The organism is Microbacterium sp. Root322, assembly GCF_001425645.1.
Lineage (GTDB): Bacteria > Actinomycetota > Actinomycetes > Actinomycetales > Microbacteriaceae > Microbacterium > Microbacterium maritypicum.
On the sequence record NZ_LMCS01000003.1, the window covers coordinates 805,058 to 830,497 of the forward strand.

Annotated in this window: 22 protein-coding genes and 1 pseudogene; 10 read left to right on the top strand and 13 right to left on the bottom strand. The window is 70.2% G+C overall.

All coding sequences use genetic code 11. The features are described 5' to 3' along the window. The first annotated feature begins 51 nt into the window (after positions 1 to 51). The 7 genes and pseudogenes from dhaK (at position 52) to ASC55_RS16260 (ending at position 6,763) form a co-directional block, all read left to right on the top strand. On the top strand, positions 52 to 1,044 hold the full coding sequence (dhaK, locus tag ASC55_RS16235; protein WP_055877932.1) for a dihydroxyacetone kinase subunit DhaK: 993 nt from the start codon (positions 52 to 54) through the stop codon (positions 1,042 to 1,044). After that, a complete protein-coding gene (gene dhaL, locus ASC55_RS16240; protein WP_055877937.1) occupies positions 1,044 to 1,685 on the top strand; it encodes a dihydroxyacetone kinase subunit DhaL in 642 nt (213 codons plus the stop codon). Before dhaK ends, dhaL begins: the two co-directional genes overlap by 1 nt. Further along, positions 1,685 to 2,386 (top strand): annotated as a pseudogene (locus tag ASC55_RS17875) (HPr family phosphocarrier protein); the annotation flags it as partial. The gene dhaL and the pseudogene ASC55_RS17875, both read left to right, overlap by 1 nt. 123 nt (positions 2,387 to 2,509) lie before the next feature. Beyond that, positions 2,510 to 4,195, top strand: a complete 1,686-nt coding sequence (gene ptsP / locus ASC55_RS16245) for a phosphoenolpyruvate--protein phosphotransferase (protein ID WP_055877939.1) — start codon at positions 2,510 to 2,512, stop codon at positions 4,193 to 4,195. A gap of 79 nt (positions 4,196 to 4,274) precedes the next feature. Then, positions 4,275 to 4,703 carry a hydroxyphenylacetyl-CoA thioesterase PaaI gene (gene paaI / locus ASC55_RS16250; RefSeq protein WP_055871214.1) on the top strand — a complete coding sequence of 143 codons (429 nt, stop codon included), beginning with the start codon at positions 4,275 to 4,277 and terminating at the stop codon, positions 4,701 to 4,703. A gap of 22 nt (positions 4,704 to 4,725) precedes the next feature. Beyond that, complete coding sequence (gene paaK, locus ASC55_RS16255; protein ID WP_055871216.1) at positions 4,726 to 6,045, top strand: phenylacetate--CoA ligase PaaK; 1,320 nt, start codon at positions 4,726 to 4,728, stop codon at positions 6,043 to 6,045. A 76-nt stretch (positions 6,046 to 6,121) separates the two neighbouring features. Then, entirely contained in the window at positions 6,122 to 6,763 is a 642-nt protein-coding gene (locus ASC55_RS16260; protein WP_017828385.1) for a TetR/AcrR family transcriptional regulator, read from the top strand. 20 nt (positions 6,764 to 6,783) lie between these two features. Here the strand turns inward: ASC55_RS16260 and paaZ are convergent, their stop codons facing one another. From paaZ to ASC55_RS16300, 8 genes are all read right to left on the bottom strand, one after another. Continuing rightward, entirely contained in the window at positions 6,784 to 8,865 is a 2,082-nt protein-coding gene (gene paaZ, locus ASC55_RS16265) for a phenylacetic acid degradation bifunctional protein PaaZ (protein WP_082524408.1), read from the bottom strand. Positions 8,866 to 8,876: 11 nt separating this feature from the next. Further along, positions 8,877 to 9,746, bottom strand: a complete 870-nt coding sequence (locus ASC55_RS16270; RefSeq protein WP_055877541.1) for a 3-hydroxyacyl-CoA dehydrogenase family protein — start codon at positions 9,744 to 9,746, stop codon at positions 8,877 to 8,879. Beyond that, positions 9,743 to 10,498, bottom strand: a complete 756-nt coding sequence (locus ASC55_RS16275) for an enoyl-CoA hydratase/isomerase family protein (RefSeq protein ID WP_055870657.1) — start codon at positions 10,496 to 10,498, stop codon at positions 9,743 to 9,745. The genes ASC55_RS16270 and ASC55_RS16275 overlap by 4 nt, the downstream gene beginning before the upstream one ends. Further along, positions 10,498 to 11,688, bottom strand: a complete 1,191-nt coding sequence (locus ASC55_RS16280; RefSeq protein ID WP_055877544.1) for an acetyl-CoA C-acyltransferase — start codon at positions 11,686 to 11,688, stop codon at positions 10,498 to 10,500. Before ASC55_RS16280 ends, ASC55_RS16275 begins: the two co-directional genes overlap by 1 nt. A gap of 132 nt (positions 11,689 to 11,820) precedes the next feature. Further along, positions 11,821 to 13,140: an MFS transporter gene (locus ASC55_RS16285; protein WP_055877546.1), complete on the bottom strand. Its 1,320-nt coding sequence runs from the start codon at positions 13,138 to 13,140 to the stop codon at positions 11,821 to 11,823. Positions 13,141 to 13,274: 134 nt separating this feature from the next. Continuing rightward, positions 13,275 to 14,696 carry a dihydrolipoamide acetyltransferase family protein gene (locus tag ASC55_RS16290; protein ID WP_055877550.1) on the bottom strand — a complete coding sequence of 474 codons (1,422 nt, stop codon included), beginning with the start codon at positions 14,694 to 14,696 and terminating at the stop codon, positions 13,275 to 13,277. After that, a complete protein-coding gene (locus ASC55_RS16295; protein WP_055877552.1) occupies positions 14,693 to 15,718 on the bottom strand; it encodes an alpha-ketoacid dehydrogenase subunit beta in 1,026 nt (341 codons plus the stop codon). Before ASC55_RS16295 ends, ASC55_RS16290 begins: the two co-directional genes overlap by 4 nt. After that, positions 15,715 to 16,833: a thiamine pyrophosphate-dependent enzyme gene (locus ASC55_RS16300; RefSeq protein ID WP_055877555.1), complete on the bottom strand. Its 1,119-nt coding sequence runs from the start codon at positions 16,831 to 16,833 to the stop codon at positions 15,715 to 15,717. Before ASC55_RS16300 ends, ASC55_RS16295 begins: the two co-directional genes overlap by 4 nt. A 151-nt stretch (positions 16,834 to 16,984) precedes the next feature. Here ASC55_RS16300 and ASC55_RS16305 point away from each other — a divergent pair, with 151 nt between their 5' ends. From ASC55_RS16305 to ASC55_RS16315, 3 genes are all read left to right on the top strand, one after another. After that, positions 16,985 to 17,422, top strand: coding sequence for an Lrp/AsnC family transcriptional regulator (locus ASC55_RS16305; protein ID WP_174799538.1), 438 nt, complete (start codon positions 16,985 to 16,987; stop codon positions 17,420 to 17,422). A gap of 142 nt (positions 17,423 to 17,564) precedes the next feature. After that, positions 17,565 to 19,004 carry an aldehyde dehydrogenase family protein gene (locus ASC55_RS16310; protein WP_055877556.1) on the top strand — a complete coding sequence of 480 codons (1,440 nt, stop codon included), beginning with the start codon at positions 17,565 to 17,567 and terminating at the stop codon, positions 19,002 to 19,004. 3 nt (positions 19,005 to 19,007) lie between these two features. Then, positions 19,008 to 20,471 (top strand): GMC family oxidoreductase, encoded by a 1,464-nt coding sequence (locus ASC55_RS16315; RefSeq protein WP_055877558.1) that lies wholly within the window; start codon positions 19,008 to 19,010, stop codon positions 20,469 to 20,471. Between the two features lie 162 nt (positions 20,472 to 20,633). On the opposite strand, the gene ASC55_RS16320 is transcribed toward ASC55_RS16315, so the two are convergent. From ASC55_RS16320 to ASC55_RS16340, 5 genes are read right to left on the bottom strand one after another with little or no spacing between them, the layout of a single operon-like run. Continuing rightward, positions 20,634 to 21,005 (bottom strand): DUF202 domain-containing protein, encoded by a 372-nt coding sequence (locus ASC55_RS16320; protein ID WP_235562608.1) that lies wholly within the window; start codon positions 21,003 to 21,005, stop codon positions 20,634 to 20,636. 13 nt (positions 21,006 to 21,018) lie between these two features. Further along, on the bottom strand, positions 21,019 to 21,375 hold the full coding sequence (locus ASC55_RS16325; protein WP_055877561.1) for a YidH family protein: 357 nt from the start codon (positions 21,373 to 21,375) through the stop codon (positions 21,019 to 21,021). 35 nt (positions 21,376 to 21,410) lie between these two features. Next, a complete protein-coding gene (locus ASC55_RS16330) occupies positions 21,411 to 23,054 on the bottom strand; it encodes an amidohydrolase (protein ID WP_055877562.1) in 1,644 nt (547 codons plus the stop codon). Position 23,055: 1 nt separating this feature from the next. Then, positions 23,056 to 23,895: a molybdenum cofactor biosynthesis F family protein gene (locus tag ASC55_RS16335; RefSeq protein ID WP_055877565.1), complete on the bottom strand. Its 840-nt coding sequence runs from the start codon at positions 23,893 to 23,895 to the stop codon at positions 23,056 to 23,058. A gap of 27 nt (positions 23,896 to 23,922) precedes the next feature. Then, complete coding sequence (locus tag ASC55_RS16340; RefSeq protein WP_055877567.1) at positions 23,923 to 25,377, bottom strand: APC family permease; 1,455 nt, start codon at positions 25,375 to 25,377, stop codon at positions 23,923 to 23,925. Positions 25,378 to 25,440 lie beyond the last annotated feature (63 nt).

Consider the following 25,440-nt stretch of genomic DNA (forward strand, 5'->3'; position numbering starts at 1 on the left):
GCTTTCGGATTTTTGCGAAAGACACCACGAAGGATCAAAGGAGATCGAATGATGAAGAAGCTCATCAACGCCCCGGAAGACGTTCTCGTCGAATCCCTGAAGGGCGTCGCGCTCGCTCATCCCGAGCTCTCCGTCGACCTCGACAACCACGTCATCACCCGCGCCACTCCCAAGGCGCAAGGCAAGGTCGCCATCGTTTCCGGCGGTGGCTCCGGGCACGAGCCGCTGCACGGCGGCTTCGTCGGCACCGGGATGCTGGATGCGGCTGTGGCCGGTGAGGTGTTCACATCGCCCACCCCCGACCGCGTGCAGGTGGCCACCAAAGCCGTGGATCGCGGAGCCGGTGTGCTCCACATCGTCAAGAACTACACCGGTGACGTGCTGAACTTCGAGATGGCCGCCGAGCTCGCCTCCATGGAGGGGATCGAGGTCGGCAGCGTCATCGTCGACGACGATGTCGCGGTGCAGGACTCGCTCTACACGGCCGGACGCCGCGGGGTGGGTCTCACCGTGCTGCTGGAGAAGATCGTCGGTGCGGCCGCGGAGGAGGGGCGCGACCTCGCCGCCGTGGTCGAGCTCGCCAAGAAGGTGAACGGACAGGGCCGCTCGATGGGCATGGCTCTCACCAGCTGCACGGTCCCTGCTGCGGGCAAGCCCACGTTCGACCTCCCGGACGACCAGATGGAGATCGGCATCGGCATCCACGGCGAACCGGGTCGTCATCGCGAACCCCTCGCCCCGGCGTCCGAGATCGCCCGGCAGCTGGTCGAGCCGATCCTCGCCGACATCGATGCCACAGGGCCCGCGATCGTGATGCTCAACGGCATGGGCGCGACGCCGCTCATCGAGCTGTATCTCATGTACGGCGAGGTCGCAGCGCTTCTCGAGAAGTCCGGCGTGCAGGTGGCCAGGAACCTCGTCGGCAACTACATCACCTCGCTCGACATGGCCGGATGCTCGGTGACGCTGCTCAAGGCCGATGATGAGCTGCTGCGGTTGTGGGATGCCCCGGTGAACACCCCCGGTCTGCGGTGGGGCGTCTGATGGCCGCGGTCGACACCGTCGTGCTCACCGACTGGGTCTCCCGGTTCGGTGCGGCCGTCACCGAGAAGCGCGACTGGCTCACCGAACTCGACTCGGCCATCGGCGACGCCGACCACGGAGCCAACATGGCTCGCGGCATGAGCGCCGTCGGCGAGAAGCTCTCCGCCGGAGCGCCAGGAACGGTCGATGAGCTGCTGAAGACCGTCGGGATGACTCTCGTCAGCTCCGTCGGCGGAGCCAGCGGACCGCTCTACGGAACGTTCTTCCTGAGGATGGGGATGGCGGCGGGTCCGGTGACCGCCCTCGACGGCCCCGCTCTCGCGGCCGCGCTGCGGGCAGGACTCGACGGCATCGTCGCGCGGGGCAAGGCCGAAGCGGGGGACAAGACCATGTTCGACGCGATGGCGCCAGCGGTCGACGCGATGGACGCCGCGCTCGCCGCGGGGGCATCGGTCCAGGACGCGGCCAAGGCCGCGTCTGACGCGGCCGCGGCCGGACGCGACGCCACTCTGCCTCTCGTCGCCCGCAAGGGCAGAGCGAGCTACCTCGGGGAGCGCAGCGCCGGGCACCTCGACCCGGGGGCGGCATCGACCGCGATCCTCTTCGACACGCTCGCCGCGGCGGTCGCGGACGACGCCTGATGATCGGCATCGTCGCCGTCTCCCACAGTGCACGGCTCGGGGAGGCGGCACTGGAGCTTGCCCTGCAGATGGTCCATGACGGCGGTGTGCGGGTGAAGGTCGCGGCCGGAGCGGGCGTGGACGCTGATGGCGCACCGATCCTCGGAACCGACGCCGTCGCGGTGGCAGCGGCCATCGATGAGCTCGCCGCGGACTGCGACGGTGTGCTCGTCCTCATGGACCTGGGGTCCGCTGTGCTCAGCGCCGAGCTCGCTCTCGAGCTGCGATCCAGCGTCGTGCCCGTGCGGCTCGCGCCGGCCCCGTTCGTGGAGGGTCTCCTTGCCGCCGCGGTGTCTGCGGCGGCCGGCGGGTCGCTCGACGACGTCGCCTCGGAGGCGACGGCCGCGCTCGAGGCGAAGACCGGCGCGCTCGGCGTCGAGGAAGAGCACGCATCGGGGCCCCCTGTTCCCCCGGCGTCGGACGCAGATGTGCAGGTGCGCCGCGTGCGCGTGCGCAATCCGCTCGGCATCCACGCGCGTCCTGCGGCCCTGATCGCCAAGGCGGCAGCAGGAGTGGACGTGCGCCTGCGTCGCCTTCCCGATGGCCCCGATGCCGCGGCGGCGAGCCTGACGCGTCTCCTCGTCCTCGGCGCGCGGCAGGGCGACGAACTGGAACTGTCCGCACGCGGCGATGACGCGACGGAGGTGCTCGATCGCCTGGTCGCGCTGTTCGACGACGGCTTCGGTGAGGGCACCGACGACGTGCGTCAGGAGAGCCGACCCGAGAATGACGCCGTACCGACGACGCGAGCCGCGGAAGCTCCGCCGTCGACCCCGGAGAAGGGGATGGGTCCGACGCGCGAGATCGCGGCCGGCTCCGTGCTTCGCGGGCGCGGGGTGAGCCCCGGCCAGGTCGCCGCCCGCGTCGTCCACCTCGCACCCCCGCTTCCCGAACCCGACCCCGACACGGTCGTCGCCGAAGCGGATCGGGATTCCGAGGTCTCCGCCATCGAGTGGGCGGCCGTCGCCGTCGCCGATCAGCTGCGCTCGCGCACCGCGCAGGCGACGGGGGAGACCAAGGCGATCCTCGATGCCTCCCGCCTGTTGGCATCCGATCCTGAGCTGGTGTCCGAGGCGACCGCGCTCGTGCGGTCGAAGGGGCGCAGCGCTGCCCGCGCGGTCTGGGAGACGGCCGTCGTCCACGAGAAGGCTCTCGCCGCGCTCGGGGGCCGGATGGCCGAGCGCATCGCCGACATCCGCGACGTGCGCGACCGGATCATCGCCGAGATCCTCGAGGTCGACATGCCTGGCGTCCCGGAGCGCGATGAGCCCTTCGTCCTGGTCGCCCCCGATCTCGCTCCCGCCGACACCGCGCTGCTAGCCGGGGGAGCATGCGTCGCCCTCGTCACCGCTCAGGGCGGGCCGACCTCGCACACCGCCATCATCGCGCGCTCTCTCGGCCTGCCTGCCGTGGTCGGTCTCGACGACGCCGAAGCGATCCCCGCCGGCGTGATGGTGCTCGTCGACGGCGACCGGGGCACGGTCGAGGTCGAGCCTGCCGAATCGGTCATCGCGCTGGCGCGCGCGTCGGCGACCGCCGTCGACTTCGACGGTGTCGGCGTGCTCGCCGGAGGGCAACGGATCCCGCTGCTCGCCAACGTCGGCGGAGCAGCCGACGCGGTCAGCGCCGCCTCGGCCCGCGCGGAGGGCGTCGGGCTCTTCCGCACGGAGTTCTGCTTCCTCGATCGCGTCGATGCTCCGAGCATCGACGAGCAGGTCGCCGCCTACCGCGGTGTGCTGGCCGCCTTCCCCGAGCGCAAGGTCGTCGTGCGCACCCTCGATGCGGGAAGCGACAAGCCGCTGCCGTTCGCCAACGCCGAGAGCGAGGACAACCCCGCCCTCGGCGTGCGCGGACTGCGGATCGCGCGCCGCCGCCCTCAGCTCCTCGACGACCAGCTGGCTGCGCTCGCTCGGGCGGCTGCCGAGGAGGCGGCGCAGGTCGAGGTGATGGCTCCGATGGTCGCGACGGTCGATGAGGCCGCTGGCTTCGCCGAACGGTGCCGGGCCGCGGGGCTCGACCGGGTGGGCATCATGATCGAGACGCCGTCGGCGGCTCTCCTCGCCGCCGAGCTGTTCGAGGTCGTCGACTTCGTCAGCCTCGGCACCAACGATCTCGCGCAGTACACGATGGCGGCGGACCGGCTGCTCAGCGACCTGGGAGATCTGAACGATCCCTGGCAGCCCGCGGTGCTGAGACTCATCGGTATCGTCGGCGACGCGGGCAGCGCTGCCGGGAAACCGGTGGGGGTGTGCGGCGAGGCCGGCGGTGACCCCGAGCTCGCACCCGTGCTGGTCGGATTGGGAGTGACATCCCTGTCGATGGCCCCGCGGTCGCTGGGACGGGTCGCTGCGCGGTTGAGCGCGGTGTCTCCGGCGGCGTGCCGTCGAGCGGCGGCAGCCGCGCTCGGTGCCCCCACGGCCGCCGCAGCGCGGGCCGCCGCCGCGGCGGCGCTCGCCGACTCCGTTGACTAACTGACCGATCGTTCGGTTAGTATGAGCGGGTCGGATGTCGCAGGTGCGACGTCCGACCCGCTCGACGAGGAGGTCGACGATGACACAAGCGACGACGCAGGCGACCGACGCCGTGCGACCCAATCGCGCCATGATGGAGCGCGACCGCGCCTCGGCCTCGTTGGGCCTGGTCGTCGAACGCGACGATCCGGGGCACGCGGTCGTCTCGATGCGCGTGCGGGATGACATGACCAACGGCTTCCAGATCACCCACGGCGGATTCGTCTTCGCCCTGGCCGACACCGCCTTCGCGATCGCGTGCAACGAAGACGATCGGGTCACGGTCGCCGCCGGAGCGGACATCTCCTTCCTCAAGCCGACCGTCTCCGGCCAGACGCTCACCGCGACCGCGATCCGGCGATCGCGCACCGGACGCTCCGGCATCTACGACGTGACCGTCGTCGACGAGCAGGGCGACCCCGTCGCCGAGTTCCGCGGGCGTTCCCGCACCACCAGCCAGACCTTCTGACCCCCTGGAGCACCCCGTGTCGATGACGACCGCAACATCCTCCCGTGTCCGCCCGCCCGCAGCCGCCGAGCTCGATGCCGAAGAGCGCATGGGTCGCGACGAGATCGCCGCGCTCCAGCTCGCCCGACTGCAGCAGACCGTGCGCCACGCCTACGCGAACGTGCCTCTCTACACGCGCAAACTCGATGAGGCGGGTGTGCGTCCGGAAGACATCCGTACCCTCGACGACGTGCAGCTGCTGCCCTTCACGACCAAGGAGGATCTGCGCGAGACCTACCCGTTCGGGATGTTCGCGGTGCCGATGTCCGACGTCGCCCGCATCCACGCCTCCAGCGGCACCACGGGGCGACCCACGGTCGTCGGGTACACGCGGGGCGACCTCGACAGGTGGGCTTCGCTGGTGGCGCGCTCGCTGCGTGCGAGCGGGATCCGCCGCGGGATGAAGGTGCACAACGCCTACGGTTACGGGCTGTTCACCGGCGGTCTCGGCGCGCACGCGGGCATCGAAGCGCTCGGAGCGACCGCCATCCCCATGTCCGGCGGCCAGACCGCCCGCCAGGTGCAGCTCATCCTCGACTTCGAGCCGGATGCGATCCTGTGCACGCCGAGCTACCTCCTCACGATCGCCGACGCGATGGCTGCGCAGGGCGTCGACCCGCGCTCCACGTCGTTGAAGGTCGCGGTGCTGGGCGCCGAGCCGTGGTCGAACGAGATGCGTCACGAACTCGAACAGCGTCTGGGGATCGACGCCCTCGACATCTACGGGCTCAGCGAGGTCATGGGGCCGGGGGTGGGCAATGAGTGCCTCGAGACCAAGGACGGTCCGCATCTGTGGGAGGACCACTTCCTGCCGGAGATCATCGACGGGGACAGCGGGGCGGCGCTGCCGGACGGCGAACTCGGCGAGCTCGTCTTCACCTCCCTCACCAAGGAGGCGTTCCCCGTGATCCGCTATCGCACCCGCGATCTCACCCGGCTGCTGCCGGGGACCGCGCGTCCGGGGATGCGACGGATGGAGAAGATCACCGGTCGCAACGACGACATGATCATCCTGCGCGGCGTGAACCTGTTCCCCACGCAGATCGAGGAGCTGGTCCTGGGGATCGAGCAGCTGACCCCGCACTTCATCCTCGAGCTGTCGAAGGAAGGACGGATGGACACGCTGAAGGTGCGGATCGAGCGCCACCCCGACCTGTCCGTGGAGACCTGCCAGAGCGCGGCGGAGGTGCTCGCGCAGCGGATCAAGATCTTCGTGGGATCGACCGTCGCGGTGCAGCTCGCCGAGCCGGGGACGCTGCCTCGGAGCGAGGGGAAGTACAAGCGGGTGTACGACCTGCGGTGACGATGAGCGACACCGCGGTCGCCTCGCGGCCGATGCTCCGGTGCGCACGCCCCATCGGGTGCGAGACTGTGGGGTGATGTCCGAGATGCAGAGCACACGACGAGGCCGCCCCGGGTACGACCAGCAGGGGATCCTCGGTGTCGCCGTCGCCGCCTTCAACGAATACGGGTACGACGCCACGTCGATCGGCATGCTCGCCGAGCGGCTCGGTCTGTCGAAGTCGGCGATCTACCATCACTTCGGCTCGAAGGACGAGATCCTCGACCTCGCTCTCGACGCGGCCCTGAGCGGCCTCGAGGCCGTCGTGGAGAACCCGCTTCCCGAATCGGCCCAGGGGTCGGCTGCACCCAGCGCTGTCGACAGGCTCGAGCACGTGCTCCGCGGCGCCGTCCGTGTGCTCGTCGACCAGCTGCCGGCCGTGACGCTGCTGCTGCGCGTGCGGGGGAACACCGATGTGGAGCGCAAGGCGCTGATCCGCAGGCGGGCCTTCGACCGTCGGATCACCGCGCTCGTGTCGGAGGCGCAGAGCGAAGGCGCGCTGCGGGCCGACATCGATGCGAGCGTCGTCGCGCGACTCGTGTTCGGGATGATCAACTCGATCGTCGAGTGGTACCGCCCCGGCGGACGCGAGGGCGCCGACCGTCTCGCCGACGATGTGGTCGCCCTCGCTCTCGACGGGCTGCGCACGCGCGGCGAGGCCGGAGCCGCGGCCGTCTGACCTCGACTCCGGCGCCGCTGCTACGCCGCCGCCTGCTCCTTCGCGACCAGCGTGAGCACGTCGTAGGTGGCCACGATGTCATCGTGCTGATTCTTCAGCACGGCGTCCCAGCGCACCTCTCCATACTCGTCGGTCTCGCGGGGGGTGATCTGCTTCGCGGTGAGCTCCACACGGATGTCGTCGCCGGGGGAGACCGGCGTCACGAACCTCAGGTTCTCCAGCCCGGAGTTCGCCAGCACAGGACCGGGCGCCGGGTCGACGAAGAGACCCGCAGCCCACGACACCAGCAGATATCCGTGCGCGACGCGTCCGGGGAAGAACGGGTTCGCGGAGGCTGCGGTCTCATCCATGTGCGCATAGAACGTGTCGCCGGTGAACGCCGCGAACGTCTCGATGTCGTCGAGGGTCACGGTGCGCGAGCCGCTTCTGACCTGATCGCCCACGTGGAGCTCGGCCAGAGACTTGCGGAACGGATGCACGCCGCCGTCCTGCTCGTAGGGGCGCGCGGCCGCGCCCTGATGCCAGACGCCGGTGAGGGCGGTCATCATCGCCGGAGAACCCTGCACGGCCGTGCGCTGCATGTGATGCAGCACCGCGCGGATGCCGCCGAGCTCTTCGCCTCCGCCCGCGCGGCCTGGGCCGCCGTGCACGAGGTTCGGGAGCGGGGAGCCGTGTCCGGTCGAGCTGCGGGCATCGTCGCGGTCCAGGAAGAGCACGCGTCCGTTGTAGGCGGCCATGCCCGTCGCGAGCGCGACGGCGACTTCGGGGTCATGCGTGGCCACACTCGTCACGAGCGAGCCGCCGCCGCGTGCCACCAGGGCGCTCGCCTCGTCGAGGGTGCGGTAGCCGATGATGCTCGACACCGGGCCGAACGCCTCGATCTCGTTGACCGCCGGGCTCTGGGCGTCGGGGAATCGCAGCAGCATCGGTGCGACGAAGGCGCCGTCGGGGGCGGGTCCTTCGCTGCCGTCGACGTGACGCACGATCGGGGCGTCGGTCGTACCGATCACGAGTTCTCCGCCGCCGGCCTGCAGGCGCCCCACCTGACGCAGCACCTCTTCGCGCTGTGCGGTCGAGGCGAGCGGACCCATCGTGACCCCCTCGGCGCGCGGATCGCCGAGGACGACCCGCGCGGACAGCCGCTCGCGGACCGCGGCGATGACGTCGTCGACGGCAGCCGTCGGCACGATCGCGCGACGGATGGCCGTGCACTTCTGCCCGGCCTTCGTGGTCATCTCGGCGACGAGCTGCTTGATGTAGGCATCGAACTCGGGCGTGCCGGCGACGGCATCCGTCCCGAGGATCGAGGCGTTGATCGAGTCGGTCTCGCTCGTGAAGCGCACGCCTCCCGTCTGCACGCACTCGTGAGCGCGCAGCTGCTCTGCTGTCGACGCCGAACCGGTGAAGGCCACGAGGTCGCCGAGCCGCAGCTCGTCGAAGAGATCGGGCACGCTGCCGGAGACGAGCTGCAGCGAGCCCGCGGGGAGCAGACCGGACTCGACCATCACGCGCACCATAGCCTCGGCGAGATACCCGGTCGGGGTCGCCGGCTTCACCAGGGTGGGGACCCCGGCGAGGAATGCGGGAGCGAACTTCTCCAGCGCCCCCCAGACCGGGAAGTTGAAGGCGTTGATCTGCACCGCCACGCCCCGCAGTCGCGTGTAGATGTGGCGGCCGAGGAAGGAGCCGTCCTTGGAGAGGTTCTCCACGCCGCCGTCGACGTAGACCTTGGCGTTGGGCAGCTCGCGACGGCCCTTGCTGGAGTACGCGAACAGCACACCGATCCCACCGTCGATGTCCACCCACGAGTCCTGTGTCGTGGCGCCGGTGCGGCTGGAGAGCGCGTACAGCTCTGCCTTGCGTTCGGTGAGGGCGAGGGCGAGCTGCTTGAGCCGCACGGCGCGCTGGTGGAACGTGAGCTCCCCGAGCGACGCCTGCCCGACCGTGCGGGCGTGGTCGAGCGCGGCACCCAGGTCGAGTCCGTCGGTCGAGACGCGGGCCACGACCTCTCCCGTCGAGGCATCACGCACCTCGGTGGCCCGAGCCGCGGACGCCGGCGTCCACCACTCTCCCTCGACGTAGCTGGGGAGGATCTCGGTCATCTCAGTTCCCTTCATGAGGCGTCCCATTCGTAGAAGCCGCGTCCGCTCTTGCGGCCGAGGTGCCCCTCGGCGACCAGGCGGCGCAGCAAGGCCGGAGGTTCGAAGCGCTCACCCAGATGGGCGGCGAGGTACTCGGCGATGCCGAGCCGCACGTCGAGCCCGACGATGTCGGTGAGTCGGAGCGGTCCGACCGGATGCTTGTATCCGAGCGTCATCGCCGTGTCGATGTCTTCGGCGGAGGCGACGCCCTCCTCGAGCATGCGGATCGCCTCGAGTCCGAGCGCGACACCGAGCCGGGACGACGCGAAGCCGGGAGCATCGGCGACGACGATCGGCGTCTTGCCGAGGGCGGCGACCCAGCCGCGGGCGGAATCGACGAGCGGGGGAGCGGTGCTCGCTCCGCGCACGATCTCGACGAGCGTGGAGGCGGGCACCGGGTTGAAGAAGTGCATGCCGAGCAGGTGCGAGGGGCGATCGAGCACCGCGGCCAGCTCGTCGATCGAGATGGAGGAGGTGTTCGAGGCGATCACGGCATCGGAGGCGACGTGTGCTTCGACACGGCGGAGCGCATCGATCTTGAGCGCGAGATCCTCGGGCACCGCCTCGACGACGAGGGTGCACGGGGCGAACAGCGCGGCATCCGTGCCCGTCGCGAGACGCTCCCGATACTCCTCGAGGGGTGCGAGCGCCGTGCCTCTGGCGATCGACGAGTCGACCGACTCGAGCACACGGGCGGCGGCCGCCTGTGCGGCGTCGGCATCGCGCTCGACGACGGTGACCCGGGAACCGGCGAGCAGGAACGCGTGGGCGATGCCGGCGCCCATACGTCCGCCGCCGAGCACGCCCACGTGCCCAGCGGCGAGGGAACTGGTCTCGGTCATCGGTCTCTCCGCTCCAGGAAGTCGGTCATCCGTCGGAATTTCTCCGGGCTCTCGAACAGCTCGGCCTGTGCCTCCAGGTCGACGGCGGGGTGGTGGTCACGAGGCGCGCGGAACACGCGCTTGGTCGCGATGGTGGCTGCCGGGTCGTTCCGGACGATGCGATCGACGATGGCGTGCGCGGCCGGCAGCAGGTCCGCCGGCTCGTGGATCGCCGAGACGAGTCCGATGCGCAGCGCCTCCTCGGCCTTCACGGTGCGACCGGTGAGTAGCAGCTCGATCGCCCTGGCATCTCCGACGATCTCCTTCAGCCGCCATCCGGCTCCTGCCGCGGCGAGGATGCCCAGTCCGGTCTCGGGGTTGCCGATGGCGATGGACGGGGTCGCGATGCGGATGTCGGCGGCATAGGCGAGTTCGGCTCCGCCCCCGAGCGCATATCCGTCGATCGCCGCGATGACCGGCATGGGCAGTTCGGCGAGGCGGATGAACGCGTGAGCGTTGATACCGCGCAGTGCGTCGGCCGCGCGGCGCTCGCGCAGCTCGGCGATGTCGGCCCCAGCCGCGAACACGCCGCCGGCGCCGGTGAGGATCAAGGGGCGCGGTGCGGCTTCGAGCTCGGCGCACAGCGCGTGCAGCGCATCGATGGTGGCCTGGTCGATCGCGTTGCGCTTGTGCGGACGATGGAGCGTCGCGACCACACGGTCGCCATGGCTCTCGACGAGGAGGGGATCGCCGGCGGGCGAGGGTTCCGACATCACACCTTCTCCACGATCAGGGCGGCGCCCTGTCCGACGCCGACGCACATGGTGGCCAGGCCGTAGCGCGACCCCTCGCGTTCCATGCGGCCGAGGAGGGTGACCAGCAGTCGGGACCCGGACGAACCGAGAGGGTGGCCCAGGGCGATGGCTCCACCGTCGGCGTTCACGCGCGATTCGTCGAGGCCGAGCCGTCGGATGCAGGCGATGGACTGCGTGGCGAAGGCCTCGTTGAGCTCGATCGAGCCGATGTCGTCGATCGAGAGGCCCGCCCGTCGCAGCGCCTTCTGAGTCGCGGGAACCGGACCGAGGCCCATGACCTCGGGCGGGAGGCCCGCACTGGTACCGGCCACGATGCGGGCACGCGGCACCAGACCGTAGCGCTCGACTGCCGCAGCGCTCGCCACCACGATCGCGGAGGCACCGTCGTTGAGGGCGCTGGAGTTGCCCGCGGTTACGACCTGACCGCCGGCCACGACGGGTCGCAGCCGCGCGAGGCCCTCGAGCGTCGTCTCCGGCCGCGGACCCTCGTCGACCGTCACCTCGCCGGAGCCGACGGGCACGCCGACGATCTCCGCCTCGAACCGCCCGCCCGCGATCGCCGCGGCGGCGCGCTCCTGCGAGCGCAGCGCGAAGGCATCCGCCTCGTCGCGGCTGATGCCGTCGACGCGGGCGACCTCCTCCGCCGTCTCCGGCATCGAGAACGTCGCCTTCTCGCGCGCCAGAAGGCGCGGATTCGGGAAGCGCCAGCCGATCGAGGTGTCGAACGCGGCACCGGGCTTCGCCCAGGCCTTCTCCGGCTTGGCCTGCACCCAGGGCGCGCGGGTCATCGACTCGACTCCGCCGGCGAGGATCACATCGGCGTCGCCGGCGCGGACGGCCTGCGCCGCCATCGTGACGGCGGACATCCCCGAGGCGCAGAGCCGGTTGACCGTGATTCCGGGGACGCTGTCGGGAAGCCCCGCGAGCAGCACCGCCATCCTGGCGACGTTGCGGTTGTCCTCGCCCGCCTGGTTGGCGGCACCGAGGATGACCTCGTCGATCTCGACCTGCAGCGGGTCGATTCCGGCGCGCAGCGCCGCTTCGCGCACGACGATCGATGCGAGGTCGTCCGGGCGGACGGAGGCGAGGGCGCCACCGTAGCGTCCGACCGGGGTGCGTACGCCTCCCACGAGGTATGCCTCGGTCATGCGGAACTCCTGACTGCGTTGTCTCGACGGGTGGCCCGTGTCCGGACGATCGATCCGAATTACTGACCGATCGTCCGGTAATTATGTCACAGACTCAGGGATCGCTGCGATCCCGGGTGCTCGGCCCGAGGCTCACGTGAGCAGATCGACGCCCTTGGTCTCCTTGACGAGGGAGACTCCGATGAGCGAGATCACCGCGGCGACCGCGATGTAGACGCCGATCGTCCAGGCCGCGTGGAACTGGTTCATCAGGGCTTCGGCGATCATCGGCGCGAACGCCCCGCCGAGGATCGCGCCGAGGGCGTAGCCGATGGATACTCCCGAGTAGCGCACGTTCGCGGGGAACATCTCGGCGTAGAGCGCGGCCTGGGGCCCGTAGGAGAGACCGAGCGCGAACGTCATCACGAACAACGCCACGAAGTACCAGAGGATGTTCGCGGTATCGATCAGGAACCACATCGGCACCGCCCACAGGGCGAGTGCGACGTACCCGATCTGGAAGGTGCGGATGCGACCGAGTCGATCGGAGAGGTGTCCTCCCCAGAGGGTGAAGATGAGCCATCCGAACGAGGCGAGCGTCGTCGCCAGCAGAACCGGAGGACGCTCCATGCCGAGAGTCGCGACGGCGTAGGTCGCGAAGAACGCGATGAGCAGGTAGCCCGCCGCGTTGTTGGCGATGAAGATGATCGCGGTCAGGACCACCTGCTTGGTGTTCTGGCGGAACAGGCGGCTCAGCGGAGCGGATGCCTCCTTGCGGCGACGTCGCAGATCCTCGAAGACCGGGCTCTCGTCGACGGCGCGGCGGATCACGTAGCCGACCGCGATGAGCACGATCGAGAGCAGGAACGGGATGCGCCAGCCCCACTCGAGGAAGGCCTCCGGCGACATCGAGCTGGTGAGCACCCACAGCGTCGAGGTGGCGAGGATCATGCCGACGGGGACACCGATCTGCGGGAACGCGCCGAAGAGTCCTCGTCGGTTGCTCGGCGCATGCTCGACCGCCATCAGCGCGGCTCCGCCCCACTCGCCGCCCGCGGAGAATCCCTGCACGATGCGGAGCAGGATCAGCAGGATGGGCGCAGCGACGCCGATCGCGGCGTAGGTCGGGAGGATGCCGATGAGCGATGTGGACAGCCCCATCATGATGAGGGTGAGCACGAGCATCTTCTTGCGCCCGAGCTTGTCGCCGAGGTGGCCGGCGACGATCGCGCCGAGGGGGCGGAAGAGGAAGGAGATGCCGATGGTCGCGAACGAGAGGACCTGGGCGAAGCCGGGGCTCTCCTGGGCGATCGGGGCCAGGAACAGCGGTGCGAGCACCAATCCCGCGGCCTGGGCGTAGATGAAGAAGTCGTACCACTCGATCGAGGTGCCCACGAGGGTGCCGGCGAGCACCCGCCGTTCTTCGGCGGGCATCCGTGCGGACGAGGTGCGGTCGGAGACTGCTGACGTCATGCGAACTCCATTGTTCTGCGATTCCGGGAGGGGAGGGCGACGAGGCGCCCCGGCTATTCATGACCGAATGGTCGGTCAGTAATTGCCGAGCGTAGCGCATAGGCGCCGTCGGAATCGAGAACCCGCGCTTTCGGTCAGACCCTCCCGAACGCTCGCAGTGGGTGCTCGATGAGTTCGGTCACCCGCCGTAGGAAGCCGGCAGCGTAGCCGCCGTCGCACACGCGGTGGTCGAACGCGAGCGAGACCTGGACGATCCGTCGAGCCACGATCGCCCCGTCGACCACCCACGGACGCTCGATGATCCGACCGATGCCGAGGATCGCCACATCGGGGTGGTTGATGATCGCGGCCGAGCCGTCGACGCCCAGGCCTCCGTAGTTGTTGAGCGTGAAGGTCGACCCGCGCAGGCGCTCCGGCGGCATGGTGCCGGAGCGCGCCGTGACGGTGAGTTCGCGCAGCGCCGTGTCGAGCTGTGCCACGGTGAGCTCGTGGGCGCGGGGGAGCACCGGCACCAGGAGCCCCCGTTCCGTATCCGCGGCGATCCCGAGGTTCACGCCGTCGAAGGAGATGATCTCGTCTCCGCTCTCGCTGAGCCGCGACGCCAGCAGAGGATGGTCCTCCAGCGCGAGCAGCACGAAGCGGGCGAGGAGTGCGGTCAGGGACGGCGCCTTCCCACCCTCGGGGGCCATCTGCCCGCGCAGCTCCCACAGAGCCGTGGCGTCGACGTCGACCCAGACGGTGGCCTCGGGGATCTCGGACCTGCTGCGGGTGAGCTTGGCGCTGACGGCCCGGCGCAGGGGAGACATCCGTTCGCGGGCGCGCACCCCGAGCCCGTCCACGGTCTCGCCGGTTCGAGGTCCTGTGGTGCCGGCGTGGTGGGCGGCGGCGCCGTCGACGGCGCTGTCCACGGCGGCTCGCAGCACGTCGGCACGGGTGATGGCGCCGTCGGCGCCGGTCGCGGTGATCGCGTGCACGTCGAGACCGAGATCCCTGGCGAGTCGACGCACGAGCGGGGAGCGGACGGCGACCGGGCGGCGATCGGCCGGGCCCGAAGGCGCGGGAGCCTCGGAGGTGCGGGGCGCGGCATGCGACGCCGTCGGCGCCGGCGTCGACACCTGCTCGCGAGGCGCGGTCACCGAGGCGGCGGACGGGCGGCGTCGTCCCTTCGCGGTGCGCGCGGTCGTTCCATAGCCGATGAGGACGTTCCCGGAACCCGCGCGCTCCTCCTCGCGGTACGCCTCGTGCTCGGGCTGGGCCCCAGGAGACGGGGCGGACGGCGCCGGCGATGTCAGGGGATCGACCACTTCGAGCACCGGGGCGCCGACGTCGATCGTGTCGCCGGCGGCGCCGTGCAGTGCGGTGACAACCCCGGCGAAGGGCGACGGCAGCTCGACGATGCTCTTCGCGGTCTCGACCTCGGCGATCGGCTGATCGGTCGTGATGGTGTCGCCCACGGCGACGAGCCACTGCACGAGGCCCGCTTCGGTCAGGCCCTCACCGAGGTCGGGGAGCCGGAACACCTGGGTGCCCGCATGCGGCTTCAGCGGGGTGCTCATGCCTCGTCCTCCCAGTGCAGCGTGTCGATCGCGTCGAGCACGCGGTCGACGTCGGGGAGGTACCAGTGCTCGAGCTTGGGAGGGGCGTAGGGGGTGTCGAAGCCCGTCACCCGTCGTACGGGAGCGGCGAGGTACTCGAAGCAGCGCTCGAACACCCTGGCCTGGATCTCGGACGCCACGCTCACGTAGCCCGGCGCCTCGGCGATCACGACGGCGCGACCGGTCGACTTCACGGCGGCCGTCACGGTGGCGTCATCGAACGGCGAGAGCGAGCGGACGTCGACGACCTGCACGCTGCGTCCTTCGGCGGCGGCGACCTCGGCCGCTTCGAGCGCCAGAGGCACGGAGGCTCCGTAGGCCAGAAGCGTCACATCCGTGCCGTCGCGGGCGATGCGTGCTGTTCCCAGCTCCGCCGTGATCGAGGTGTCGACCTCGCCCTTGGCCCAGTAGAGCTTCTTGGGCTCGAGGAAGATCACAGGGTCGGGGGAGGCGATGGCCGCACGCAGCAGGGAGTAGGCATCCTGCGGCGTGGACGGGCTGACGACGGTGAGGCCCGGCGTGTGCGCGTAATAGGCCTCGGACGAGTCGCAGTGATGCTCGACACCGCCGATGCCGCCGCCGAACGGGATGCGGATCACCAGAGGCATCCGCATACCGCCGCGGGTGCGGTTGCCGAGCTTGGCGACATGGCTGACGACCTGCTCGAACGCGGGGAGCGCGAACGCGTCGAACTGCATCTCCACCACGGGACGCAGACCGTTCATGGCCATGCCGACGGCGGTGCCGACGATGCCGGATTCCGCGAGCGGGGTGTCGAAGCAGCGCTCTTCGCCGAAGCGCGCGGTGAGTCCGTCGGTGATGCGGAAGACGCCGCCCAGCGCGCCCACGTCCTCGCCGAAGACCACGACATCCGGATCGGACTCGATGGCGTCGGCCAGCGCTCTGTTGAGCGCGGCCGCCATCGTCATCGTCGTCGTGCCGGACGCGGTCTCGGTGCGGGTGTCGTCCTGTGCGATCGTCATCGGTGGCCTCCGTTCAGGGTGCTTCCGGCATCGGCGAGACCGGAGCGCTCGATCTCGTCACGCAGCAGGTGCCACTGCTCATCGAGCTGCGGGGATCGGGTCGCGGTCACGAAGCGGAACAGGTCTTCGGGATCGAGGTCGGCATCGGTGTTCAGGGCGGCCCTCATCGCGGTCGCGATCTCCTCCGCGCCCGCCGCGAAGCGCTCCTCGGCCTCGGCGTCGAGTGCGCCGGTGGAGGTGAGGTGTGCGCGCAGTCGCACCAGCGGATCACGGGCGACCCAGGCCTGCACCTCGTCGCGCTCGCGATAGCGGGTGTCGTCGTCGGCGTTGGTGTGCGCCTGCATCCGATACGTGTGCGCCTCGATGAGGGACGGGCCCCCGCCGACACGGGCGCGAGACACGGCATCGCCGAGCACGGCGAGGACCGCGGCGACGTCGTTGCCGTCGACGCGCTGTCCCGGCATCCCGTAGCCGACGGCCTTGTGGGCGAGGGAGGGGGCCGCCGTCTGCCGCGCGAGCGGGACCGAGATCGCGAACTCGTTGTTCTGCACGAAGAAGACGACGGGGACGTGGAACACCGCGGCGAAGTTCATGGCCTCGTGGAAGTCGCCCTCGCTGGTCGCACCGTCGCCGCAGAGGGCGAGCACCACGGTGTCCTCGCCCCGATGTTTCGCGGCCTGGGCGAAGCCGACCGCATGCAGCAGCTGCGTGGCGAGCGGCGTGGCCTGTGGGGCGACGCGATGCGCGCGCACGTCGTACCCCGAGTGCCAGTCGCCCTTGAGGAGGACCATGGCGTCGGCGGGCTCGACCCCGCGAGCGATCACGGCGACCGAGTCGCGATAGGTCGGGAACAGCCAATCGGTGGAGCCGAGAACCATCGCGGCGCCGACCTGGCAGGCCTCCTGGCCGTGCGACGACGGGTAGACGGCGAGGCGCCCCTGGCGCACCAGGGCTCCGGCCTGATCGTTGATGCGTCGGCCCTCGACGAGCCCGCGGTAGGCGGCCAGGAGAGTGTCGGTGTCGGGGAGCGCGTACCGGTCGTCCACGACCGGCGCTCCGCTCTGGTCGATCAGTTGCACCGCGGTGTCTCGCGGGAGCAGGTCGGTGTGCAGCATGCGTTCGCCCTCCTTGCCGAACTCGGTGAGGACAGCTTGCCCGCGGGGCGACAGTCATCCAAGATCTTTTGGAGAATCCTGGATGAATGTGACTGGAGTGAGGCATTCTTGATCGAAGTGTCAGAAATACTGCGCTGAGGGAAGGGGTCGCATGGTCGCTCTGGACGAGACGGATCGCGCGATCCTCGAGGAGCTGCGCCGTGACGCGCGGGCATCGATGACGGCGATCGCGGACGCGGTGCACATCTCCCGCGCCGGCGCCCATGCGCGGATCAAGCGCCTGACCGATGCCGGCGTCATCACGGGGTACTCCGTGCGCACCGATCCCGTGCTCCTCGGGCACCACGCCAGTGCGTATGTGACCCTCGCGATCGAGCAGGCGACGTGGCAGGCCGTGAGCGAACGGCTGCGCTCGATACCCGAGATCGAGCACATGGCGCTGGTCGGGGGCGACTTCGACGTGATCCTGCTGGTGCGGGCGAACGATGCTCGGGATCTGCGTCGCATCGTGCTGGAGGACATCCAGGCGATCCCGTCGATCCGCTCGACGAGGACCACGCTCATCTTCGAGGACTACCCCCGCAACTGAGCCCCGACCGGATCATCCTTCGCACTCGGACATCTGCGGCGCGCTCCGCGACAAGTGCGGTGACGGTGCTCGTCCGAGAATGAGAGGACGACCGGCGTCCACCCCGCCGCCGGCCAGCGCCACGCTCGAAGGAGAGACACCGATGTCCGATTCCGCAGCTTCCGCAGCCGCAGCGCTGCTCGACCGCATCCAGGCGCTCGAGGGTGCCGGCCGCGAGATCCCGGATGCCGCGACCCGCGAGGTCATCGGCAGAGCACCCGTCGCCACGGTCGACGACCTCGACGACGCGATCGCGAGGGCGAAGGCCGCGCAGCCGGGCTGGGAGGCGCTCGGGCACGAGAAGCGCAGCGCGCTGCTCCTCGCCGCGGCCGACGCGATCGACGCCAACGCCGAAGGCCTCGCCCATCTGCTCTCCCGCGAGCAGGGCAAGCCGCTCAACGGCCCGAACGCCCGCTTCGAGCTGGGCGCCTGCTCGGCGTGGCTGCGCACCAACGCCACCACGGTGCTCGAGTCGCAGGTGCTCGTCGACGACGACACCATGCACGCCGAGCTCGTCTACAAGGCCGCAGGCGTCGTCGGCGCGATCGGTCCGTGGAACTGGCCGCTGATGATCACGATCTGGCAGATCGGTCCGTCGCTGCGCATGGGCAACACGGTCGTGGCCAAGCCGAGCGAGTACACGCCGTTGAGCGTGCTCGCGATGATCGCCGTGATGAACGAGGTGCTGCCGGACGACGTGCTGATCGGCGTCTCCGGCGACCGCGAGGTGGGTGCTCGACTGTCGTCGCACCCCGACATCGACAAGATCATGTTCACCGGCTCGACCGCCACCGGCCGCCGCATCATCGAGAGCTCCGCCGGCAACCTGGCCCGTCTCACCCTCGAGCTCGGCGGCAACGATGCGGGGATCGTGCTGCCGGGCACGGACGCCGCCGCCATCGCGGAGGATCTGTTCTGGGGCGCGTTCATCAACACGGGTCAGACCTGCGCGGCGATGAAGCGTCTGTACGTGCACGACTCCGTCTACGACGACGTCGTCGATGCGCTGGCGGCGATCGCCGGTTCCGTGCCGATGGGCAACGGCCTCGATGAGGGCAATGTGCTGGGGCCACTGCAGAACCGTCCGCAGTTCGACATCGTCAGCCGCCTGGTGGACGAGGCGAAGAGCCGCGGCGCGCGCATCGTCACCGGTGGAGAGGCGGCGCCCGAGCTCGGCGAGCTCTTCTACCGGCCCACCATCGTCGCCGACATCGACAACGATGCGGCGCTGGTGCAGGAGGAGCAGTTCGGCCCCGCGCTTCCCGTGATCCGCTACACCGACGTGGACGAGGCGTTCGCCTGGGCGAACGCGGTCGATGTGGGGCTCGGAGCCTCCGTGTGGGCGAGCGATCCTGAGGCGGCGCGCGATGCGGCGTCGCGGATGCAGTCCGGAACGGTGTGGATCAACTCCCACGGCGGACTGCACCCGATGGTGCCGTTCGGCGGTGTCAAGAGCTCGGGCTACGGCCTGGAGTTCGGCGTCGAGGGCCTCAAGTCCGTCGCCGTCACCCAGGTCGTCTCCGGCCCCGCCCGGAAGGCCTGACCGATGCGCTCCGTCATCGTCGTCGGCGCAGGGACCTCGGGCGCGATCATCGCACGACGCCTGAGCGACGCGGGGGTCGATGTCACCCTCATCGAGGCCGGCGGCTACGACACGAACCCCGCCATCCACGATCCGTCCCGTGCGGGGGAGCTGTGGCACTCCGCCGAGGACTGGGACTTCTTCACCGTTCCGCAGGAGCACGCGGGCGGGCGCCGCCTGCACCTCCCGCGAGGGAAGGTGACGGGCGGATCGCATGCCCTCAACGCCATGATCTGGGTGCGCGGCGCCGCCTCCGACTACGACGCGTGGGAACGCGCGGGGGCCACGGGGTGGGGCTGGTCCGAGGTGGAGCCGGTGTATCAGGCGATCGAGAACGATCTGCTGCCCGTGACCGACGACTACCCCCTCTCGCCGATCCAGGCGTCGATCATCGACGCCGCGGTGCAGGAGGGCCTGCCGCACAACCCCGACTACAACGGGGGTGTGCTCGACGGCGTCTCGCAGGAGCAGGTCACGATGCGGGACGGGCGCCGTGTCAACACCTGGACCGCCTACGCACAGCCGGTGGCCGAGCGCATGACGATCCGCACCGGCGTCGAGGTGCATTCGGTGATCGTGCGCGACGGCCGAGCGGTCGGCGTGCGCCTGGGGGAGGGCGAAGGTGCGGAGGAGGTGTTCGCCGACGACGTGATCCTCTCCGCCGGGGCGATCGGTTCCCCTGTGATCCTGCTGCGCTCCGGGATCGGCCCCGCGGCGGATCTCGCCGCGCTCGGGATCCCGGTCGTGCACGATGCGCCCGGTGTCGGCGCCAACCTCCACGACCACCTCCTCTCACCCGTGATCTTCACCACCCGTCGTCCCGTCGGACCCCCGCAGCCGGGGGTGTCCGTCACCCAGACGCATCTCTTCTGGCGAAGCCGCGACGATCTGGCAGAGCCCGACACGCAGCCGATCCACTTCTCCGTGCCCATGTGGGGCGAGCTCGACCCTCGTGGTGACGACGGGTTCACGCTGATGGCTGGCCTGGTGACGCCGCACAGTCGTGGGCGTCTGACGCTGTCCGGCCCTGGTCTGGCCGACCCGCCCCTGATCGATCTCGCCGCGCTCCAGGACGATCGCGACGTGGCCGCGCTGGCCGCATCCGTGCGTCAGTGCCGTCGCATCGGCGCGCGTCCTGCGCTGGGCGAGGAGTGGTGGGCGGTCGAGGCGTATCCCGGTCCCGAGGTCGCCGACGATCAGGTCGAGGACTGGGTGCGTCGCACGGCCATCACCTACCACCACCAGGTCGGCACCTGTCGGATGGGGTCCGACCCCGAGGCCGTGGTCGATGCCCGTCTGCGCGTGCAGGGGGTGGAGGGGCTGCACGTCATGGACGCCTCGGTCATCCCGACCGTGCCCACCGGCAACACGAACGCACCGGCTGCGTTGATCGGCGAGCGCGGCGCCCGATTCCTCCTCGAGGACTGAAGGTCCGGCAGAACGCCGGCACGCCGAGGCATGGCGGAACGCGGTGCCCCCGCTCGACGACGAGGGCCCGCTGTTCCGGGTGCGCCCCGACGCCGAGAGCAGCTGTCTGCGCCGATCGACCTCATCCCGTCCGGTCTGCCGAGCTGACCGTGCTGCGTTCGTTCACATCAGCGGCAGCGCGACGGCGACGAAGATCACCGCGATCGCCCCGAAACCCGTCGCGAACACGGTGAGCAGGAGCAGGAGGGCACCGCCGGGAAGCGCGCCCGCGGCGCTCCCGGTGAGCACCGCGGTCGCGCGGCGCTGTCGTCTTCGTGCCGCGACCCAGAGCACACAGGCGGTGCCGACGCCGACGACCCCGGGAGCGAAGCCCCAGGCGGCGAAGGCGGGAGGCATCACGAGGGGGAAGACCCGCAGCGAGAGCAGCGAACCGATCGCGATCGCGAGCGCGGTGCGCCGCCACGCCAGCTCGGTCCGCTCCGGCTGCAGGCCGGGATCGTACAACCGGGGCGGTGACGCGGTGCGGCGCATCATGATCCCGACGCGCTCAGCGCCACAGGACGCCGGCCAGGACCAGCAGTCCGACCGTCACGACCACGACGGCGAGGAGGATCGCGGACAGGGCTCCGGGCAGCGGCCGCGACTGCCGCAGCGCCCGTTCCGCGCGCATCCACCCCCACCAGGCGAGGGGGGCGACCACGGTCCCGGTGACCATCAGCAGCAGCGACGCCGCAAGGCGGAAGCCCGGATGCAGATCCAGACCGAGCACCTCGAGAGCCACGCCGCCGGCGATCAGTGCGAGCGCGGTTCGGGTCCAGGCCAGGAACGTCCGCTCGTTGGCGAGCGAGAATCGCGGATCCGGCTCTTCTCCGACGGAGTACACGGACGAGGGGAAGCGTCGCATCGCCTCATCGTATCGGCGCGACGCCGCATCCCCGATCAGTCTCCGTGCACGCGGCGGCCGGCGAACCACGTCGACACGACCGGGGTGCGCACGATCTCGTCGGCGGGTCCCGCGATCGCATCACGCGCGAGCACGACGAAGTCGGCGGACTTCCCGGGGGTGAGAGAGCCGGTCTCGGCGCCGAGGCCCATCGCGGTCGCCGCGTTGATCGTGAAGACCTCCAACGCCTCCTCGGCCGTGATGGCCTGTTCCGGCCAGAGCGTTCCCGGAGCGCGGCCGAGAGGATCGGCCCTGGTGACCAGGCCCTGCAGTCCCTCCAGGGTGTTCGGGGACTCGCTCACGGGCCAGTCGCTGCCTCCGGCGACCAGCGCTCCGGCGTCGAGCAGCGCGCGGTTGGGCTGAGAGTGCTCGGCCCGATCGCCGAGCACGTCGGCGAGGGCCTGCGGGATCACTCCCGGGTACCAGATGAACGGGGAGATGTCGGCGGAGACGTTCAGCGCCGCCAGACGAGGGATGTCGGAGTCGGCGAGGAACTGGCCGTGCGCGATCTGCACGGGCGTGGTGAAGCCCTCCGACCGCAGCCGCTGCGCGGCATCGAGGACCAGGCGGGCCGAGCCGTCTCCTGTGCAGTGCACCTTGGCACCGAGTCCCCGCTCGGCGACGGCGCGCAGCCACCCGGTGAGCTCGTCCAGGCTCATGGTCGTCTCGCCGTGGAAGTGCGCACCGTGGGCTGCGTCGGCAGGATAGGGGTCGAGGAATGCGGCCGTGTGCGCCGGCGGAACGCCGTCGAGGAAGATCTTCACGAAGTCGGGACGATGATGCCGGGAGCGGAACTCCTCTCCGCGGTCGAGGAGAGCAGCGCCGATCGGATCGAAGCCGAAGATCTCGTCGTTGATCAGCAGGGACGACACGACCCAGGCATGCAGCTCGTCGGCGCCGTCGAGATCGGCGAGCGCGCGGAGGATGTCCACCGAGACACCCGCATCCTGGAACGTCGTGACGCCGTAGGAGTTGAGGATCTCGACGCCGCGCCGGGAGGCCGCCGCGTGCTGTTGCGGCGTGAGGCCACCCGTGCGGTCGTACGCCTCCTGCACAGGGATCCCCGCGGCCTCCAGCAGCACGCCGGAGGGCGTGCCGTCGTCGGGGTCGAGCAGCGTCACACCCGCGTCGGGAATGCTCTGCGCCGTGATCCCTGCGAGCTCGAGCGCGCGACTGTTCGCCCAGCGGTTGTGACGCGAGTCCTCCATCAGCATCACCGGGCGCCCTCCGCTCGCCTCGTCCAGACGACGGCGACTAGCGGTGTTCGCGAGGGCCGGCAGCAACGTCGTCGCGACAGCGCCGCCGACGATCCAGGCGTCCTCCGGCAGATCGGCGGCCTTCTCCCGCACCCGGTCGAGCACCTGGTCGAGCGTCAGCGACGGAGCGAGCGACAGCTCGAACAGGTCCGTGCGCCCGGCGAGGGCGTGGTGGTTGTGCACGTCGACGAAGCCGGGATACACGGCCGCGTCGCCGACCTCGAGCAGTCGGGTCCTGCGCCCGCGGAGCCCCTCCATGTCGGAGCGCGCCCCGACGGCGAGGATCCGGCCGTCGCGCACGGCGAAGGCCTCGACCACGGGGTTCGCACGGTCGGCCGTGCGGATCACGGAACCGGTGACGATGAGGTCGGCGACGTCGGTCATCTCACACGCCTCCGAAGGTCGCAGGCTCCAGCTCCGGCGCATGCAGCGTCGTGGAGAGCAGACGTCCATGGGCGCCGAACGTGAAGTGCGTCGGCACCTCTCCGCTCTCGTCGAGGCCGAACAGCACGCCGTGCGAGCGGATGGCGTTCACGTCGCGATGGTCGGCGATGGTCACCGATGCGCAGGGGATGACCTTCTCGCGCCAGGCGAACACGTAGATGCCGGGGCGGATCTGCCACACGCTGTTCTCATCGGTGTCGGCGAGCCCGCGCTCGGGGCCGGCGAGGCACTGCCACGAGTACCACCGCGACGACAGGTAGACGTGCTCGTAGGCGTGCTCCTCGCTGTAGACCCACTCGACGCGGCGGCCGATGAGCGTGGTCGTGGGAGCGGCCTCGGCCCCGCGCGCTTTGATGCCCTCGATCACGCCGGGGGCGAAGTGGTGCTGCACCCGGGTGCGGCCCTGCTCCGGCGCCGGCAGGATCTCGGAGAGGACGGCCAGAGCGCGTCCCTGACGCAGGTCGAGCACGAGCGAGACGGCCTCGTTCGGCAGATAGCGGTGGTGGAACTGCACGAAGTAGAGCTGCTCGTCGACCTCGAACGCCTCGTAGTCGTCGGTGTCGGACGCGGCTTCGGTGTCGTCCTCCGCTCCCGGGTGGTAGTCCCAGGTGACGGTGGACTCGGCGAATCGGTGCACGATGCGGGTGCCGCGCCCGTCGACGACCGTGACCTCGGTGCCGCTCAGCGCGGTGGAGTGGGGGGCCTTGTTGGCGTCGAAGCCGGGAGCGAGCCCCTCCAGCGGCAACCAGGTCGAGGTGTCGGCGGGGTTCAGCGTGGTCATGGGTTCTCCTTCGGTGGGGGAGCCGGTTCAGCGGTCGCTGAACTTCTCCAGGTCGGTGGCGAGGCCCTCGTAGACGGCCGGCTTGGTGCGCTTCAGGTAGGCGCCGTACCCGATGCCGCCGATCAGGGCGACGATGAGGAGCAGGGGCATCAGACGGATGGCGAGCTCCTCCGATCCGGCGACGATGTTGAAGTTCACCACCGCGAGGACCGAGATCGCGGCGATGCCGAGGAAGCCGATGCCGGGGGCGATGAACGTGCTCCACCACCGCGGATCCTGGCGCCGACGGAAGTACACCACGATCGAGATCGCGGCCAGGCCCTGCAGGATGAGCACGCTCAGGGTGCCGAAACCGAGCATGGCGGGGACGAGCGTGAGGATCGGGTCTGCGCCGGCGAGAGCGAAGATGATCGCCACGACGGCGGCGAACCCGGCCTGCACGATCCCCGCAAGTTGCGGGGCGCCGTTCGGGCGGGTGCGCGCCAGAGCCTGCGGGAGGATCTTCGCCCGTCCCAGCGAGTACAGGTACCGGGTCGCCGAGTTGTGGAACGCGAGCATGGCGGCGAACAGGCTCACCAGCAGCAGGATCATCATCACGGTCGTGAGCGGGCCGCCCAGGTACTGCTGCGAGATGGAGAAGATCAGGTCGCCGGTGGGCAGGTGCTCCAGTGCGGTGGCCTGGGCCTGCGCCACACCGGTCGCGCTCACCACCGCCCACGTGGTGACGCCCAGGATGAGGCCGATCGCGATGATCGAGGTGTAGGTCGCCCGGGGGATCGTGCGCAGTGGCTGCTTGGCCTCCTCGCTGAACAGCGCCGTCGCCTCGAAGCCGAGGAATCCGGTCGCCGCCAGCAGCAGGCCGATCGGCAGCGAGCCGGAGAACACGGCCTCGGGGCTGAACGCCGAGACGTCGTAGCCGGTCTGCACGAGGACCGAGATGTCGAACACCACGAGCATCAGCACCTCGAGCACGAGGCAGACTCCCAGGATCTTCGAGCTGAAGTCGACGCCGACTCTCGCCAGCACGAAGCACACGACGATGGAGAGCAGACCCCACACGAGCCAGTGCACGTCGAGGCCGGTGAGGTCGCGGATGATCGTCTGCATGAAGAACCCGCTGGTTCCGATCGTGCCGACGACGAAGAAGTTGTAGCCGAGCGTCGCGATCAGACCGGCGATCAGTCCGCCGGTGCGGCCGAGGCCCTTCACGACGAAGGCGTAGAAGCCTCCCGCGTTCACGAGCTGCTTCGACATCTGGGCGTAGCCGATCGCGAACAGCAGCAGGATCGCCGCCACCAGGAAGAACGACATGGGCGTGCCGCCGCCGTTGCCCAGCGCGATCGCGAGCGAGGCCACGACCACGATGCCGGTCAGCGGGGCGACAGCGGCGAGGACGAGGAAGACGATCCCGGCGACGCCGAGGGCGCCGGGTCGGAGAGCGGTGTGCGTGTGCGTCGTGGACGCGGATGTCGGGTCTGCCACGTCGGCTCCTTTGCTCGGTGACGGCCGTGCGGACACGGCATCGACGACGAGGGGAATCGTCGA